Source organism: Galenea microaerophila (assembly GCF_054657255.1).
Genome location: NZ_BAAHWZ010000001.1, coordinates 1,039,276 through 1,054,129 on the forward strand (window position 1 = coordinate 1,039,276; position 14,854 = coordinate 1,054,129).

The 14,854-nt window shown below is 47.2% G+C and carries 15 protein-coding genes; 10 read left to right on the top strand and 5 right to left on the bottom strand.

Going from position 1 to position 14,854, the window contains the following annotated elements; all coding sequences use genetic code 11:
* Positions 1–7: 7 nt before the first annotated feature.
* The 8 genes from mrdA (at position 8) to hslO (ending at position 8,347) form a co-directional block, all read left to right on the top strand.
* Positions 8–1,879 (top strand): penicillin-binding protein 2, encoded by a 1,872-nt coding sequence (gene mrdA, locus ACYQ05_RS05135; protein ID WP_459818957.1) that lies wholly within the window; start codon positions 8–10, stop codon positions 1,877–1,879.
* Entirely contained in the window at positions 1,876–3,009 is a 1,134-nt protein-coding gene (gene rodA / locus ACYQ05_RS05140; RefSeq protein ID WP_459818959.1) for a rod shape-determining protein RodA, read from the top strand. Before mrdA ends, rodA begins: the two co-directional genes overlap by 4 nt.
* Before the next feature lie 22 nt (positions 3,010–3,031).
* Complete coding sequence (locus ACYQ05_RS05145) at positions 3,032–4,306, top strand: D-alanyl-D-alanine carboxypeptidase family protein (RefSeq protein ID WP_459818961.1); 1,275 nt, start codon at positions 3,032–3,034, stop codon at positions 4,304–4,306.
* A gap of 10 nt (positions 4,307–4,316) precedes the next feature.
* Positions 4,317–5,201, top strand: coding sequence for a D-amino acid aminotransferase (locus ACYQ05_RS05150; RefSeq protein WP_459818963.1), 885 nt, complete (start codon positions 4,317–4,319; stop codon positions 5,199–5,201).
* Positions 5,202–5,213: 12 nt separating this feature from the next.
* On the top strand, positions 5,214–5,537 hold the full coding sequence (locus ACYQ05_RS05155; protein ID WP_459818965.1) for an HP0495 family protein: 324 nt from the start codon (positions 5,214–5,216) through the stop codon (positions 5,535–5,537).
* A gap of 3 nt (positions 5,538–5,540) precedes the next feature.
* Positions 5,541–6,197: a lipoyl(octanoyl) transferase LipB gene (gene lipB / locus ACYQ05_RS05160; RefSeq protein ID WP_459818967.1), complete on the top strand. Its 657-nt coding sequence runs from the start codon at positions 5,541–5,543 to the stop codon at positions 6,195–6,197.
* 212 nt (positions 6,198–6,409) lie between these two features.
* The gene (lipA, locus tag ACYQ05_RS05165; RefSeq protein ID WP_459818970.1) at positions 6,410–7,411 is read left to right on the top strand and encodes a lipoyl synthase; all 1,002 of its coding nucleotides are present in this window, start codon (positions 6,410–6,412) and stop codon (positions 7,409–7,411) included.
* Between the two features lie 57 nt (positions 7,412–7,468).
* Positions 7,469–8,347, top strand: coding sequence for an Hsp33 family molecular chaperone HslO (gene hslO, locus ACYQ05_RS05170; RefSeq protein WP_459818972.1), 879 nt, complete (start codon positions 7,469–7,471; stop codon positions 8,345–8,347).
* Between the two features lie 97 nt (positions 8,348–8,444).
* Here hslO and ACYQ05_RS05175 read toward each other — a convergent pair whose 3' ends face one another.
* From ACYQ05_RS05175 to ACYQ05_RS05195, 5 genes are read right to left on the bottom strand one after another with little or no spacing between them, the layout of a single operon-like run.
* Positions 8,445–9,872 (bottom strand): TolC family protein, encoded by a 1,428-nt coding sequence (locus ACYQ05_RS05175; protein ID WP_459818974.1) that lies wholly within the window; start codon positions 9,870–9,872, stop codon positions 8,445–8,447.
* A 31-nt stretch (positions 9,873–9,903) separates the two neighbouring features.
* The gene (locus ACYQ05_RS05180; RefSeq protein ID WP_459818975.1) at positions 9,904–10,419 is read right to left on the bottom strand and encodes a thioredoxin family protein; all 516 of its coding nucleotides are present in this window, start codon (positions 10,417–10,419) and stop codon (positions 9,904–9,906) included.
* Between the two features lie 40 nt (positions 10,420–10,459).
* Positions 10,460–10,966: a TlpA disulfide reductase family protein gene (locus tag ACYQ05_RS05185; protein WP_459818977.1), complete on the bottom strand. Its 507-nt coding sequence runs from the start codon at positions 10,964–10,966 to the stop codon at positions 10,460–10,462.
* The gene (hda, locus tag ACYQ05_RS05190) at positions 10,963–11,682 is read right to left on the bottom strand and encodes a DnaA regulatory inactivator Hda (RefSeq protein ID WP_459818979.1); all 720 of its coding nucleotides are present in this window, start codon (positions 11,680–11,682) and stop codon (positions 10,963–10,965) included. The genes ACYQ05_RS05185 and hda overlap by 4 nt, the downstream gene beginning before the upstream one ends.
* The gene (locus ACYQ05_RS05195) at positions 11,683–12,984 is read right to left on the bottom strand and encodes a DUF2066 domain-containing protein (protein ID WP_459818981.1); all 1,302 of its coding nucleotides are present in this window, start codon (positions 12,982–12,984) and stop codon (positions 11,683–11,685) included.
* Between the two features lie 128 nt (positions 12,985–13,112).
* On the opposite strand from ACYQ05_RS05195, the gene purM reads away from it, so the two are divergent.
* Positions 13,113–14,159 carry a phosphoribosylformylglycinamidine cyclo-ligase gene (purM, locus tag ACYQ05_RS05200; RefSeq protein WP_459818982.1) on the top strand — a complete coding sequence of 349 codons (1,047 nt, stop codon included), beginning with the start codon at positions 13,113–13,115 and terminating at the stop codon, positions 14,157–14,159.
* An 11-nt stretch (positions 14,160–14,170) separates the two neighbouring features.
* A complete protein-coding gene (gene purN, locus ACYQ05_RS05205) occupies positions 14,171–14,842 on the top strand; it encodes a phosphoribosylglycinamide formyltransferase (protein WP_459818984.1) in 672 nt (223 codons plus the stop codon).
* The last annotated feature ends 12 nt before the right edge of the window (positions 14,843–14,854 follow it).

Sequence of the window (14,854 nt, forward strand, 5' to 3'; positions counted from 1 at the left end):
CATCTCCATGCAGCGCTACTCTGTCCCTCCTGATCAAAATCTGGAAAAAAGCAAACAACAATTTAAACTCCGGCTGTGGATTGCCTTGGCGTTTGTCATTCTGAGTTTTCTGCTTTTAATTGGGCGCATGGCCTATTTGCAAATTGTGCATTACAAACATTATCACAGCATGGCAGAGGGCAATCGCATCTCTGTAGAGGTCATCCCGCCGATTCGGGGCAAAATCTATGATCGCAACCATATTTTATTGGCGGACAATCAGCCCACCTATGCTTTGCGTTTTAGTCGAGAGCGTAATATGAACATTGACGCGCTGCTTAATTTATTGCAGACACTGCTGCCCGAGCTTTCCCCCCAACAACTCGCAGAATTTGGTCAACAGATGAAACAAACCCGGGTGTTTAATCACATCACTTCCGCATTCAACCTCACTGAAGCCCAAGCGGCACGCATTGCCGTCAATAATTATCGCCTGCCCGGACTCTCTTTAACCGCTCGCCTAAAACGCACCTATCCGTTTGCAAACATTGGCGTGCATGCCATCGGTTATGTCGGGCGGATCAATGCTAAGGATGCCCAAAACTTAGACCCCGAACGCTACCAAGGCACCGACTCCATTGGGAAAACCGGCATTGAACAATATTATGAAAGCGAGCTCCATGGCAAACCGGGGTTACAATATGTCGAGACCAATGCCAAAGGGCGCATTATCCGCAAGCTAAAGGCCATTCCCCCAGTTAAAGGACAAGACATTCAGCTCACACTGGATATCCGCTTGCAACGCTATGCTGAGTCTCTTCTCAAAGGGCATAAGGGAACCATTGTCGCCTTCAAACCCGCCACAGGAGAGATATTGGCCTATGTCAGTCAGCCTGATTATGATCCTAACATTTTTGTCGATGGCATCAGTCAAAAAGCCTACAATGCCCTGCTCTATAACCCTCAACAACCTTTATTTAACCGAGTAAAAAACGGTCAATACCCACCTGGTTCGACCGTTAAGCCATTTGTCGCTTTAGGCGCCATTGAACGCGATATCATCTCACCCAAAGAGACCATCTTTGATCCTGGCTATCTGGACTTCGGTGGGCAGCGTTATCGAGACTGGAAACGTTATGGTCATGGCACAGTGGATATGGATAAGGCCATTACCCAATCTTGCGATACCTATTTCTATCATCTGGGTTTAAAAATGGGCATTGACACCCTTCATGACATTCTCTATCCTTTTGGATTCGGTCACCCGACAGGGATTGATCTACGCAATGAATCCAGCGGTATTTTGCCATCCAAAGCCTGGAAAAGAGCCAAGAGAAAAGAGCCCTGGTATCGTGGGGAGACCATTAATGTCGTCATTGGACAGGGCTATATGCTGGCCACCCCCCTTCAGCTGGCGAAAGCGGTCAGTATTCTAGCCAATCACGGGCAAATCATTCGCCCTCACCTGAATATCCAGGCCACCAGTCAACCAGAGCCGAGCGAGCAAACCCCTGATACCGCCTCTTCTGAAAAACCTCTTTCACAGATCCCCATTCGAGATATTCGCAATTGGCAAAAGGTCATTACCGCCATGACCCATGTGATGCACGCCCCCAACGGTACCGCCTCGAAATATACTCGGGGACTTCCCTTTAAAATGGCCGGAAAAACCGGTACCGCTCAAGTTTTCAGTTTAAATGAAGCTGAGTATAATGCCAAAGAAATTAAACAAAGCCTTCACGATCACTCACTTTTTATTGGTTTTGCGCCCGTTAAATCGCCTCAAATCGCTGTGAGCGTCATTGTAGAAAATGGGACGGCCAAAGCCGCCCCTCTGGGCGTCAAAGTTGCCAAATACTATCTCACACAACTGTCTGATATGGGACGGAGAAAGCCATGAAAATCCCTTTAGCCGAAAAACAGAAAGTTTATCGTGTCAATAAAAGCTGGCTCACCAGAATGCATATCGATATTTGGCTACTGCTAGGCATTCTCGCCTTGCTCTCTTTAAGCGTGGTGGTGGTTTACAGCGCCTCGGATGGCAATATGGCTGTGGTGCAACGACACCTCATTCGTATTGGCTTTGCCTTTTTACTGATGCTTGCTTTTGCGCAACTGCCGCCCAATGTGATGAGTTTAATCACCCCTTGGCTGTTTGTGCTCGGGATTTTGATGCTAACGGCCGTTTTACTCTTTGGGGATGTTGGAAAAGGGGCTCAACGTTGGTTGGATTTAGGCGTCATTCGCTTTCAGCCTTCTGAATTAATGAAGCTGGTTTTGCCGATGATGATCGCCTGGCTTTACGCCCATGACCCCTTTCCGCCACCGCCTAAAAAACTGCTGCTGGGCGGTGTTTTAATCGCCTTAACAGCGGGGCTTATTGTTGTTGAACCAGACTTGGGCACTTCACTGTTGATCGCTATGAGTGGTCTGTTTGTCCTCTATTTTGCGGGCTTGCCGTGGAAGGTCATTATCGCCGCCCTCTTCACCGCCATTGCCAGTGCGCCCATCGCCTGGCAGTTTATGCATGACTATCAAAAACAGCGCGTCCTCACTTTTCTCAACCCTGAAGCGGATCCCTTGGGCAGTGGTTACCACATTATTCAATCCAAAATCGCCATTGGCTCTGGAGGACTTGAAGGCAAAGGGTTTATGGGCAGTACCCAGGCGCACCTAGAATTTCTACCCGAAAGCACCACGGATTTTATTTTCTCCGTCTATGCTGAGGAGTTTGGGCTCATCGGCGTCATCCTCCTGCTGACCCTCTATACCTTTGTTATTGGCCGAGGGCTCTACATTGCCAGCAAAGCGCAAGACAACTTTACCCGTTTAGTGGCCGCCAGCTTATCGATGACCCTCTTTGTCTATGTTTTCGTCAATATCGGTATGGTCAGCGGCTTGCTTCCTGTGGTCGGTCTGCCCCTCCCCCTAATCAGCTATGGCGGCAGTGCGATGGTCACCTTGATGATCAGTTTTGGCATTTTAATGTCGATTCATACACATAAAAAAATGCTGGTCAAGACCCCCTGAGCCTGTTTAAACGCAACAATTTATGGTAAATTATCGCTCTCGTTTTGTTGAAACCGTTCAACCCATGACGACTCAAAATACAGGATCTCTAATGAAAAAACTGCTTTCCATTGTTCTCACACTTGGCCTTCTTTTTGGGAGTTCAGTCAATGCTGAAACGCCTAAACCAGATGTCGCAACGCCCTCTACTCCGCCTGTACCGCATGTGGTACCGCACCCGCCTGCCATTGCCGCCACCGCTTATATTCTTATGGACTATGACAGTGGCGCCATTCTCGCCAGCAAAAACCCCGATGAAAAAGTCGAGCCAGCCAGCCTCACCAAGATGATGACCGCTTACATCGTCTATAACGAACTGAAACAGGGGAATATCCACCTGGATGATGAGGTCACCATTAGCAAAAAAGCTTGGCAAATGCCGGGTTCTAAAATGTTTATTGAGGTCGGAAAAAAAGTCAAAGTCGAAGACTTAATTAAGGGGATGGATATTCAATCGGGCAACGATGCCGCGGTCGCCCTCGCTGAATATATTGCCGGCAGTGAAGACACCTTTGTCGAACTGATGAACCGTTATGCGCAAAAACTGGGCATGAAAAACACCCACTTTAGTAATGCCACCGGTCTGCCCACGCCAGACCACTATTCGACAGCGCGCGATTTAGCCATACTTGCTCGCGCCATTATTCATGACTTCCCCGAACAATATAAAACCTATGCGGAAAAGAAATTCACCTTCAACGGCATTACGCAATACAACCGCAATAAGTTGCTATGGCAAGATCCCAGCGTCGATGGTCTCAAAACGGGGCACACTGAAAAAGCGGGATACTGCCTAGTGGCTTCCGCGAAACGTGGGGATATGCGTTTAATCAGTGTCGTATTAGGGACAAAAAGTGCTTATGCGCGGGTACAAGAGAGTCAAAAACTGCTCAATTACGGTTTCCGCTTTTTCGAAACGCACAAACTCTTTTCTGCAGGGCAACGCATTGTCGAAGCACGTGTCTGGGAAGGCACCCGCGATACCGTTGGCTTAGGCTTAACTCAAGATCTTTATGTCACCACCCCGCGTGGACAATTTAAAAACCTTCAGATTGAGAAGACGCTACAACCTGAGATTATTGCGCCTGTGAAAAAGGGCCAGCCGCTTGGAATGCTCAAAGTCAGCCTAGAGAAAAAAACATTGGCTGAGCGCCCGCTCGTAGCACTAGACAAGGTGGATCAAGGGGGCTTCTTTAAACGCATGACAGACCAGATCAAGCGTTTATTTCACTCGCTTCTGGCCATGATTGGATTATAAAGGTTCAAAAATGCAGAAAAATGAACAACAAATTGCCTATTTAAATGGCCAATTTCTGCCCATAGAATCTGCCTGTATTTCCACTCAAGATCGAGGCTTTCTCTTTGGGGACGGCGTTTATGAAGTGATTCCCGTCTATCAAAAACGCATTTTTGAATTTGAAGCCCATTTACAACGCTTGAAAAACAGTCTTAAGGCCACGCATATTGCCAATCCAATGAACGATGAAGCGTGGCAACAGCTCTGTCAAAATCTCGTTGACCAACACCCATGGCAAGATCAATCCCTCTATCTACAAGTCACTCGAGGCATTCAAATGCACCGCGACCATCTGCCTGAAGCAGACTTAACCCCAACGGTGTATGCCTATACCAATCCTTTAAACCCCCTCCCTGAAAAGTTTCTCAAACAAGGCATTTCTGCGATCACCCTTGACGACATTCGTTGGTTGCGGTGTGATATTAAAGCCATTACGCTCCTGCCAAATGTGTTGATGAAAATGGCAGCCAAACAGAGAGGCGTAGACGATGCCATTCTTATTTCTCGTGATGGATTCGTCACAGAAGGCACCGCCAACAATGTGTTTATGGTCAAGGACGGCACCCTCTATACCCCGCCCACCGATAACAAAATCCTACCGGGCATTACCCGAAAAGTGATTGAAGCGATTGCAGACGCTCACCATATTCCCCTGTATGAACGACCGATTACTGCCGAGGCGTTGGACAGTGCGGATGAGATTTGGCTCACCAGCTCAACCAAAGAAGCGCTACCGGTCACGCAGTTAAATGGAAAAACGGTTGGCGAAGGCAAGCCTGGTCCGGTCTGGCACACCATTCGCCAATACTATCAAGCGTTTAAACAAGCATTTATCCAACAAAACCCACCCGCTTAAAGGATCTCAATCATGACTGAAGAAAAATTACCCACCAATGCCCAAGATCCCGATACCAAAGATCTACACACACCGGATAATGAAGCCCTCTATGAATTTCCTTGCGAATTTGAACTCAAGGCGATGGGCAAAAACAGTGAAGACTTTATCGATACCGTTTTTAAAATCACCCAACAACATGTCTCCGGACTGGAGAAAACGGCGGTGCGCACCAATGAATCTAAAGGCGGAAAATTTACCTCAGTCAATGTTAAATTTACCGCTACAGACTTAAAGCAGCTGCACAAAATCTATGCCGATCTGAAAGCGCACCCTGATGTACTGATGACGCTGTAGTCAATGACGCTCAGGGTTCGACAACTCGGCCTGCAACCTTATCAAGAGACTTGGCAGGCGATGCAAGATTTTACGCAAAATCGGACGGCAGAGACCCTTGATGAACTCTGGGTGGTTCAACATCCACCCGTTTATACGCAGGGCCTCAATGGACAAGCCGAACATCTCCTTCATCCAGACCCTGCCATTCCCATTATTCACACCGATCGGGGTGGACAAATCACCTACCATGGCCCCGGCCAGTTAATTATCTACTTTTTAATCGATCACAAACGCCGGCAAATCGGTGTGCGCGCTCTGGTCACCTTAATGGAGCAAAGTTTAATACAACTGCTGACCAGCTACGAGATTGAAGCCGAAGCGCGCGCAGATGCCCCCGGCGTTTATGTGCAAGGCAAAAAAATCGCCTCTCTCGGTCTGCGTGTGAAAAAACAGGGCACCTACCATGGTCTGGCCTTAAATGTGGCGATGGATCTCACCCCTTTCCAGGCCATCCATCCCTGTGGCCTTATCGGCATGCAAATGACACAACTGAGCGACTATGTGCCAGACATTCAACTGGAAGCCGTACAAAAACGTCTCCTGCAACAGATTCATCTCCTATTTACAGCGCCTCCCCAAACGCCCAAAGCCCCTGCCTTCAATGACGCTCAATTTTGAGCATGTTGAGACCTTTGCATGAGTGAGATGCGAGCTAAAAATGAGAAAAAATTTTTCAAATCTAGGCGGGAAACGCAGGGAATAGCCAGCTATTGCCAAGTAATCCAACGACGATTTGGGAAATTTTAGCCATTTTTAGCCGTAGATCCATCTCGTGCAAAGGTCTCATGTTATATAATGCCTGTTTCTTAAATCAGGCTATGGAACCGTTTATGCGCGCGCCCAATTATCAAGAAATTTCCCTCGATCAAATCAAACCTGCCAAAAGCTTAAAACAACGGAAGGCTGAACTCCCCAAAGGGGCCTATAAAACACAGTCGCTTAAACACCGTCCCGATCCAGAAGCCCCCAAATTAAAAAAACCCCGTTGGATTAAGGCACAACTGCCCAAAGCCAAAGATCTTGCTCGCATTAGCGAAATCAAACAAATTTTACGCGAAAATCATCTCAATACCGTCTGTGAAGAAGCCTCTTGCCCCAATTTGGGCGAGTGTTTTGGTCATGGAACGGCCACCTTTATGATTATGGGAGACATCTGCACCCGAAAATGCCCCTTCTGCGACGTGACTCACGGTCGTCCTCGTCCACTGGATGCTCAAGAACCCGAACACCTCGCAAAGACAATTTTACAAATGCAACTGAAATATGTGGTGATCACCTCCGTTGACCGCGATGACCTTCGAGATGGCGGTGCGGCTCACTTTGCCCAATGCGTACAACAGGTCAGAACCCATGCGCCGGAAACGCGAATCGAAATTTTAGTGCCCGACTTTCGTGGACGTCTCACGGTAGCCTTAGAAACCCTTGCCCAAACCCCTCCTGATGTCCTGAATCACAACTTAGAAACGGTGCCCCGTCTTTATGAAGAAGCGCGCCCAGGGGCAGACTACCAAGCCTCCTTAGATCTGCTGAAACGCTATAAAGCGATGCAGCCCGGAGTGGTGACCAAGTCGGGTCTGATGGTTGGACTCGGGGAAACCATGGACGAACTCCTACAAGTGATGCAAGACTTAAGAGATCATGAAGTAGAGATGTTGACGGTGGGTCAATACCTGCAGCCCAGCAAATACCATCTTGCTGTCAAAAAATATTGGACACCCGAAGAATTTAAAGCCATTGAAGCGGCCGGCTATGAAATGGGCTTTACCAATGTCGCCTCCGGACCCATGGTGCGATCCTCATATCATGCAGATATGCAAGCCAAAGCGCTTTAAAATCTATTCAAAAGCCCCCATATACACAAACATGAATAAAAATAAAGGAGGGACCTAATGAACGCCATTCACCGTTTTCTTTTTAAAGACTTTAATCTCCGCGGCGAGCATGTTCGTATCACCAACGCTTGGCAGGAAATGATTCAAGATCGACACTATCCTGCTGTACTCACACAATTCTTAGGCGAACTCACCGCGATTTCCGTGATGCTTGCCAGTGGCATGAAGCACCGTGGCAAACTGACCTTGCAAATGACCGGCGAAGGCCCGATCACCCTGCTTGTGGTGGAGGTCACGCATGATCTCAAAATCAAAGGGGTGGCAAAAACGAAAGAGACTCTGGAAGAGAATACCACACTCGATGAACTGCTCGGTAGTGGACAAATCTTGGTGACCTTGGAAAATGAAGAGACGAACACCTTTTATCAATCCTATGTCCCAAGAGAAGGTAAAACCGTTGCCGAAGCGTTTGAGACCTTTATGAAACAATCGGATCAATTGGACACTAAGCTCTGGTTGGCTGCCAATGAACAAGCCGCTGCAGGGTTATTGCTGCAAAAGATGCCGGAAACTGATCAACAAGATCCGGATGCTTGGAATCGCATTATTCACTTAGCCTCAACCATGAAAGAGGAAGAACTACTCACCCTGGAAGCCAGTGCTTTGTTGCATCGACTCTTCCATGAAGAGACAATTGAGCTGTTTGCCCCACAAGAAGTGGCCTACGAATGCCCACATGATAAATCTCGCATCGATGCCATGCTGCTCAGTTTAGGGCGAGAAGAGGTGAACAAAATTTTAGAAAAAGAGGGTGAAGTCGTCATTCACAACGAACTGTGTAATGTGCATGAGCGCTACAGTAAAGAAGCGATCGACGCCCTTTTTGCGACCGCAGAAAACAACGCTGCGACATCAGAAAGCACGACACAACAATAAGCACACAAACCGATGCAAAAGTGCCAAAATCCCCAGTCCTGCCCCTCAAAGAACTGTTTTTAGACACCGCAGGACTGGGGATTTTGGCATTTTGCGCTTATTTTTGTGCAGTTTGTAGCAATACTTGTTGAATTTCTGGATTCACCCACTCTGGCGTTGGTTCAAAGCCGAGCAAAATCAATAGCTGGGTCCAGCTTAGCGCTGCTTGGAGTTGCGTTTTCAGGTTTTGGTAGTCCGCTTCGGAGACTCGCACCATCGCATCCCCCAAATCGGTTTTCTCTTCCCACTCATAAAGACCTCGACTGTAATCTAGGTAGAGATCTGAAAAGTCAATCAACGCTTGATCCGCTTTTATCTGATTTTGCGTTGATTTGAGCTGAAAATAGAGATGGGAAATCTCATCTGTTAGCTGCTGCTGTTGCGCTTGCAGCTGGGCTAAGGCTTGATGCAAATGGGCTCTGGCTTCAGCCACCTGCCCTTGGTTCAAACCCGCATCATAGAGGGGGACTTCAAGACCTAAATCGAACCGCCATCGCCCTTCATATTTATCATGATAGCCGCTCAAAGAGCCAACCCAGCCTTCGGCCACCAATTGTGGGCGCTTTTGCGCTTTAGCTGCGTTCACTTTGGCTTGCTGCGCGGCCACCTGTTTTTGTAAGGCTAATAATTGTGGAGAACGCTGTTGCCCTAATTTCAGTAAGCGGTCAAGTTCTGGCAGCTGCTTAAGTTTTTCTTGTAATTTTTTTAAATTGGGGATTTGAAGTTGATCCGGAAGCGCCTCAGGAAACCCCATCAAATTGGCTAAAATGCGCCTATTTTCTTGCTGCAACAACGAGGCTTGATTACGCTGCGCTAAAATCTGTTGATACTCATAATTTTTTTTCGCTAAATCCACATCGGAAAGTTCCCCTTTTTCATGCAGATCTCGTGCCTTGTCTAACCCCACATAAACCACAGCCATTTTTTCATTTAAGACTCGATAGCGCATATCCGCCAGCAGAACGTCGAAGTAAGCTTTCATCAGCTGCAGTCGATAGCGTGCTTGCTGATACCCACGGTTCTGCCGCCCCGCTTGCGCAGCGATTTTACTGGCTTGCTGCTGCATCTCTAAACGGCCAAAATCATAGAGTGTTTTGCGTCCATGGAGTGCCAGTTTGGGATTCACTTGTGACTGATTCTGATACTCCCTGACGGTATAGCGCCCCTGCAAATCAATCTGGAAGCTGTCCTGGGCTCGCAGCTGCTGAAATTGTGCTTGTGCCTGCTCAATCACAACTTCGCTTTGCAGAACCGGCGTCGCCGCGCGATATGAAATTTTAAAAAGATCCTGTAGCTGCATATGGTCTGGATCATAAGGCGGCTGTTGGCGAGTTTGAGGCTGAGGTGTGGTTTGAGGTTCGGGAAGCAATTTCAGCGGTTGATTAAAGTCTCCAGCCTCTGACTGGATGGGCAATGCGGATGCCTTAGCCCCACTGAAAGTTGTAAGACATAGGGCGATAAAGAGTATGCGTTTTTGGCCGTTCATCTTACCCCCTCCTCTCACAAAATTTAACCGCTTAATGGGCTTTTTGCTGTCGTTTATAGCGGGTAAAAGGCATTTTTTGGTATGCCCCGCTTGCCACATACTGCCCAAGCCAGAGAAACTCTTGTGCATTTCTTGTCGGCCCCGTATATTTCACAACCGGACGTCCATTCAGGTCAAAAAATAGCATCACCGGGGTTGCACGAACTCTAAATACTTTTTCCGACCAATTCTTATAGGTGGTTTCATGCCCTTGAAAATCCACCATCGATTCTTGGCTTTCAATGTCTATCGCAAAATTGACAAAATGCTGTTTATAAAATTGAACCACTTCAGGCCGATTTAAAATCGTTGTTTTCATTCGATCACAAAAGGGACAATCTTTTTGTTCAAAAAAGAGAAAACCCCCTTGCTTACCGGCTTCTTTAGCATTTTCCAACTCCTCTTGGAAATTGCCAAAACTTTCATCAAAAAAGTCCTCTGCCTGTGCCCTTGGAACGACCAAAAGGCCAATCATCAGCACCCAGATGGCTAAAAGTTGAAATCGCATTTATCCTCCCTCCGACCTCTATTGATCGCCTGTTAGTGACTTATTTTATACCCTTCTCTTGCATTTGATGAATAAAATCTTCCAACATTTTCAGATCGACCATCCCTGTATGCGAGGCGATCACTTTTCCAGTCGGCGTCACCATATAGGTGGTTGGCAGTCCCTTCAAGGGGCCAAAAGGGGTGGTTTTACCGTCAATTTTACCTGGCAGACGCACAATGGGATAGTTGATCATCTTTCTCTTAATAAAGGCTTTGATTTGTTGTGGATCGCCTTCTTCATAGTCAACCCCTAAGACGATCGCATCCTTATCCTTGTGCTTCGTATGAAAAAAGGTTAGCTCTGGAATTTCCACATTACAGGGGGGACACCAGGTCGCCCAAAAGTTGACCACCACCCATTTGCCTCGATAATCAGATAACTTCACCGTCTTTCCATCTAAGTCTACAAAAGTCACATCCAGCACACTCTCTTGACTCCAAGCACTGAACGACAGCAACCCGATGAGAAAAGCCAAAAGTGCGCGTTGCATAAAGTATTTTTTCATTTAGGATCTCCTAAAACGTGTTTAACAAATGGTAGGGTGAGACGACGTTTTTCAATCAAGCTTTGCTGAGCCAATAATTGCAACACCGATAGCAGCTCTTCAATATCCATGGAAAAACGCTTCACCAAAAATCGCCCTACTTCATTAGGCAACTGCAACCCCATGCGCTTGGCATGACGCTGTAGGGCGAGAATCAAATCTTCCGGCTCTTGCAAAGGCGCTAAGGTCACAGGCAACACATTTACCATCGCACGATTTAACTCCGTGGTCGCAAACTTCCACGCTTCCATCGCTGTTTTGCCAGACAGGACAACATGATGACCGGCAATGGCAGCTTTCGATAATAAACTGGCGATGGCTTGTTCCCATGCGACGTCACCAATTTTTTGATCCACATCATCTAAACAGGTTAAGGCCACCTGCTCCAAACCGGTGAGCACATCTGGAATTAAAGGCAAATTTTGATCGGATAACGGGAAATAAACTGTTTGTCTCTCCCCATGAGTCGCCTTGGAAACAAAACGGCACGCTGCTTGCAACAAATGGGTTTTGCCGACACCCTCCGCGCCTTGCAGATAGAAGGCCTCTCCCCCTTGGTCAGACAGCGCCTGTTGAAAATGATGTAATGCCACCGCCACCTGCTCATTCGGCGCAATATAGGTCTCAAAAGTGGCCTCATCGCGTAGCTCAATTTTAAGCGGCATCTGCACAAACATTTAATACATTTCCTCTGTAGGCGCAGCTTCCCGCTCTAACGCTTGGTTAAATTCATTTTGCAGGCTCTGCTCAATATTTTTCTGCAAGGATTGCTGGGGTACCGCTGGCACAGACTCGGGTTGAGAAGCCACATTGGGATGCACCGCTTGCATTTTCACTTCCCCATGCAGGGCATCGGCCGACACCCAATACAGCGGGAATGTTTGCTTTAACACCTTGACTAAGCGCTCAAATTGCCCTTGATAGGTGAGGTCAAATTGCAGCTTTTGTGCCGAAAGTTGTGTCAGTTTTGCTTCATGTAACGTCGGTTTTAAACGTTGCAAAACATGCTCTATTTCAAAGACCTGTTCCGGGGTGAAAGCGTGTTTAGCTTGCAGATGCTGGAGACTAGCTGGGGTGACGGTTAACTGAACCTCTCCAAGAATGCTGGCCTGAGCTCGATAGGGCGCTGAAAAATATTCAGCCACTTCACTAAATAACGTTTCATAGAGTTTTTTTAAATCGCTATCGGTCAATGTCTTGGGTAACACGATTTCATTTAACGTATGTTTAGGCAGGACTTCAAATTTCTGATCATACAGCTCATAGGTCAATTGATAGCCATCCCCTTCCGGCATCTGGATACGCTTTAAACGCAATAGCACAATACCATCGACGCCATTTTGTGCCAATAAAGGTTTCAGCTTTGGTAGCACTTGCTCAAACACTTGCGGCGTCTGCCACATCAAGGTGGAAAGAGGCGCAGGATGAGCGGTGGATGGATTAAGTAGGCGTATGGGCAACCCTAACCCACTTGCTGCAGGACGAAAATCCAAATTCAGATGTTGTTGAAGCCCCTGCTGGTCTAAGGTCACTTTGATGCCTGCGACTTCGAATTCACCCACTACCAACAGTTTTGGACGTAAATCATATGGCCAAATCATCAAACCTTTTTGTTGAAAAGCTTTCAGAATCCGTTCACGATCAAAGTTCAAGACCAAATCTTGGCCTACTTGTACCCCATCTTCAATTCTTGGTCTAAAGTAGTACTTTTTCAACCAGTGGCGAGGCGCCTGTAAAAAAGGATGATAAGCGGGATTCTGTAATACTTGACGGTTACCGCTCAACCGCACCAACAGTTTCGCCATACCTTCTTTAAGACGATCGTCCAGTGAAGGCGGCGCCTCCTCCGATTGCGCTTGAGGCAGTACAATTTGATAGAGGTCTATCTGCTCTATGGGCGAGTCAGGGGCAGCCTGCACCTGCCAAGCGATCAACAACATCACCCCCCAAAATAAAAGCCCTTTTAATTTAAACACCATAGTTATATAACGACTTCATACAGTAAATAACGGCTATGATACCGCAATTCCAGCGATATTTTCTATAAAGCAGGTTATAATATGTCAATTCTAAATTTAGCTCGCAAAATCAAAGAAGAATCATCACTATGACGACAGAAAAGCAATCCATCAGCTATAAAGATGCTGGCGTTGATATCGATGCTGGCAACGCCCTGGTTGACTTAATCAAACCCATTGCCAAAGCAACCGCTCGTCCAGAAGTCAATGCGTCTCTAGGCGGATTTGGCGCTCTTTTTGAACTCCCTATCCATCAATACAAGCACCCCCTCTTAGTGAGCGGAACCGATGGGGTAGGCACCAAATTACGTCTGGCAATTGACAGTGAAAAACATGACAAGGTGGGGATCGATTTAGTGGCCATGTGCGTCAATGATCTCATTGTGCAAGGGGCTGAACCTCTATTCTTCTTAGACTACTATGCGACTGGGAAATTAGACCTTTATGTTGCTAAAGATGTGATCGCGGGTATTGGTGAAGGGTGTCAACAGGCCGGTTGTGCGCTGATTGGTGGCGAGACCGCAGAGATGCCCGGCATGTATCCTGATGGCGACTATGACTTGGCAGGTTTCTGCGTCGGAATTGTCGAAAAAGAGGACTTAATTGACGGCCGTAAAGTCAAGGCTGGGGATGTGCTTCTCGGTTTAGCCTCATCAGGCCCTCACTCAAACGGCTATTCACTGATTCGAAAAGTGATGGAAGTCAGTGGTGCAGACTTTCAGCAAGATTGTGATGGCCAGCCACTGATTGATGCCTTAATGGCACCGACCAAAATTTATGTGAAGCCCATTTTAGAATTGATGAAACAGGTGGATATTCACGCCATCTCTCATATTACCGGTGGCGGTCTGCTGGAAAATCTGCCACGCGTAATGCCCGCTCATACCCAAGCGATTGTAGACACGCAAAGCTGGAAGCGTCCTGCGGTTTTTGACTGGATTCAACAAGCGGGCAATGTCGAATTTCATGAAATGTATCGAACCTTAAATTGTGGAATTGGCATGGTCGTCGTCGTCGATGCCGCAGATCAAGAAAAGGCCAAAAAAGCGCTTAAAGCTGCAGGGGAAACCGTATCTGTTATCGGTCATATTGAAGCCAGTGAGAAAGATCACCCTGAAGTGATCTTAAAACCTTAAACGACCCTTCTATGAAACAGAGAGTGCCGATTGCCGTTCTGATTTCAGGGAACGGCTCAAACCTGCAAGCTTTAATCGATTATCAACAGCAACCGAACTGTCATTATGAAATCACCACCGTGATTTCAAATCGTCCGCATGCCTATGGTTTAGAGCGTGCTAAAAAAGCAGGCATTCCCGCTTTCTGCATTGATCACACCCACTATTCAAGCCGAGAAACTTTTGAACGTGCGATCATTGAACAGCTAGAAGCGCAAGGGGTTCAACTGGTGGTTTTAGCAGGTTTTATGCGCATCCTCTCTCCAGTTTTGGTCACCCATTACCTTGGGCGCATGCTCAATATTCACCCCTCTCTACTGCCTAAGTATCCCGGATTAAATACCCATAAGAGAGCCATAGAAGCGGGTGATCAAGAACATGGGCTCAGTATTCACTTTGTCACCGAAGAGCTCGATGGGGGACCCGTTATTTTTCAAGCCAAAGTCCCGATCTCTGCAGAGGACACCCCCCAAAGCTTGCAACAAAAGGTGCATCAACTGGAACACCAAAGCTACCCGCTCGTTACCAATTGCGTGTGTCAGGGAAAACTCATCTATCAATCTGGACAAGTTTTTTTCCAACAGCAGCCTTTACGACACCCTTTAACGCTGGCAGATGTCACAGATTGCGTTAAAATGCCTTAAAAGGGAGGGCAC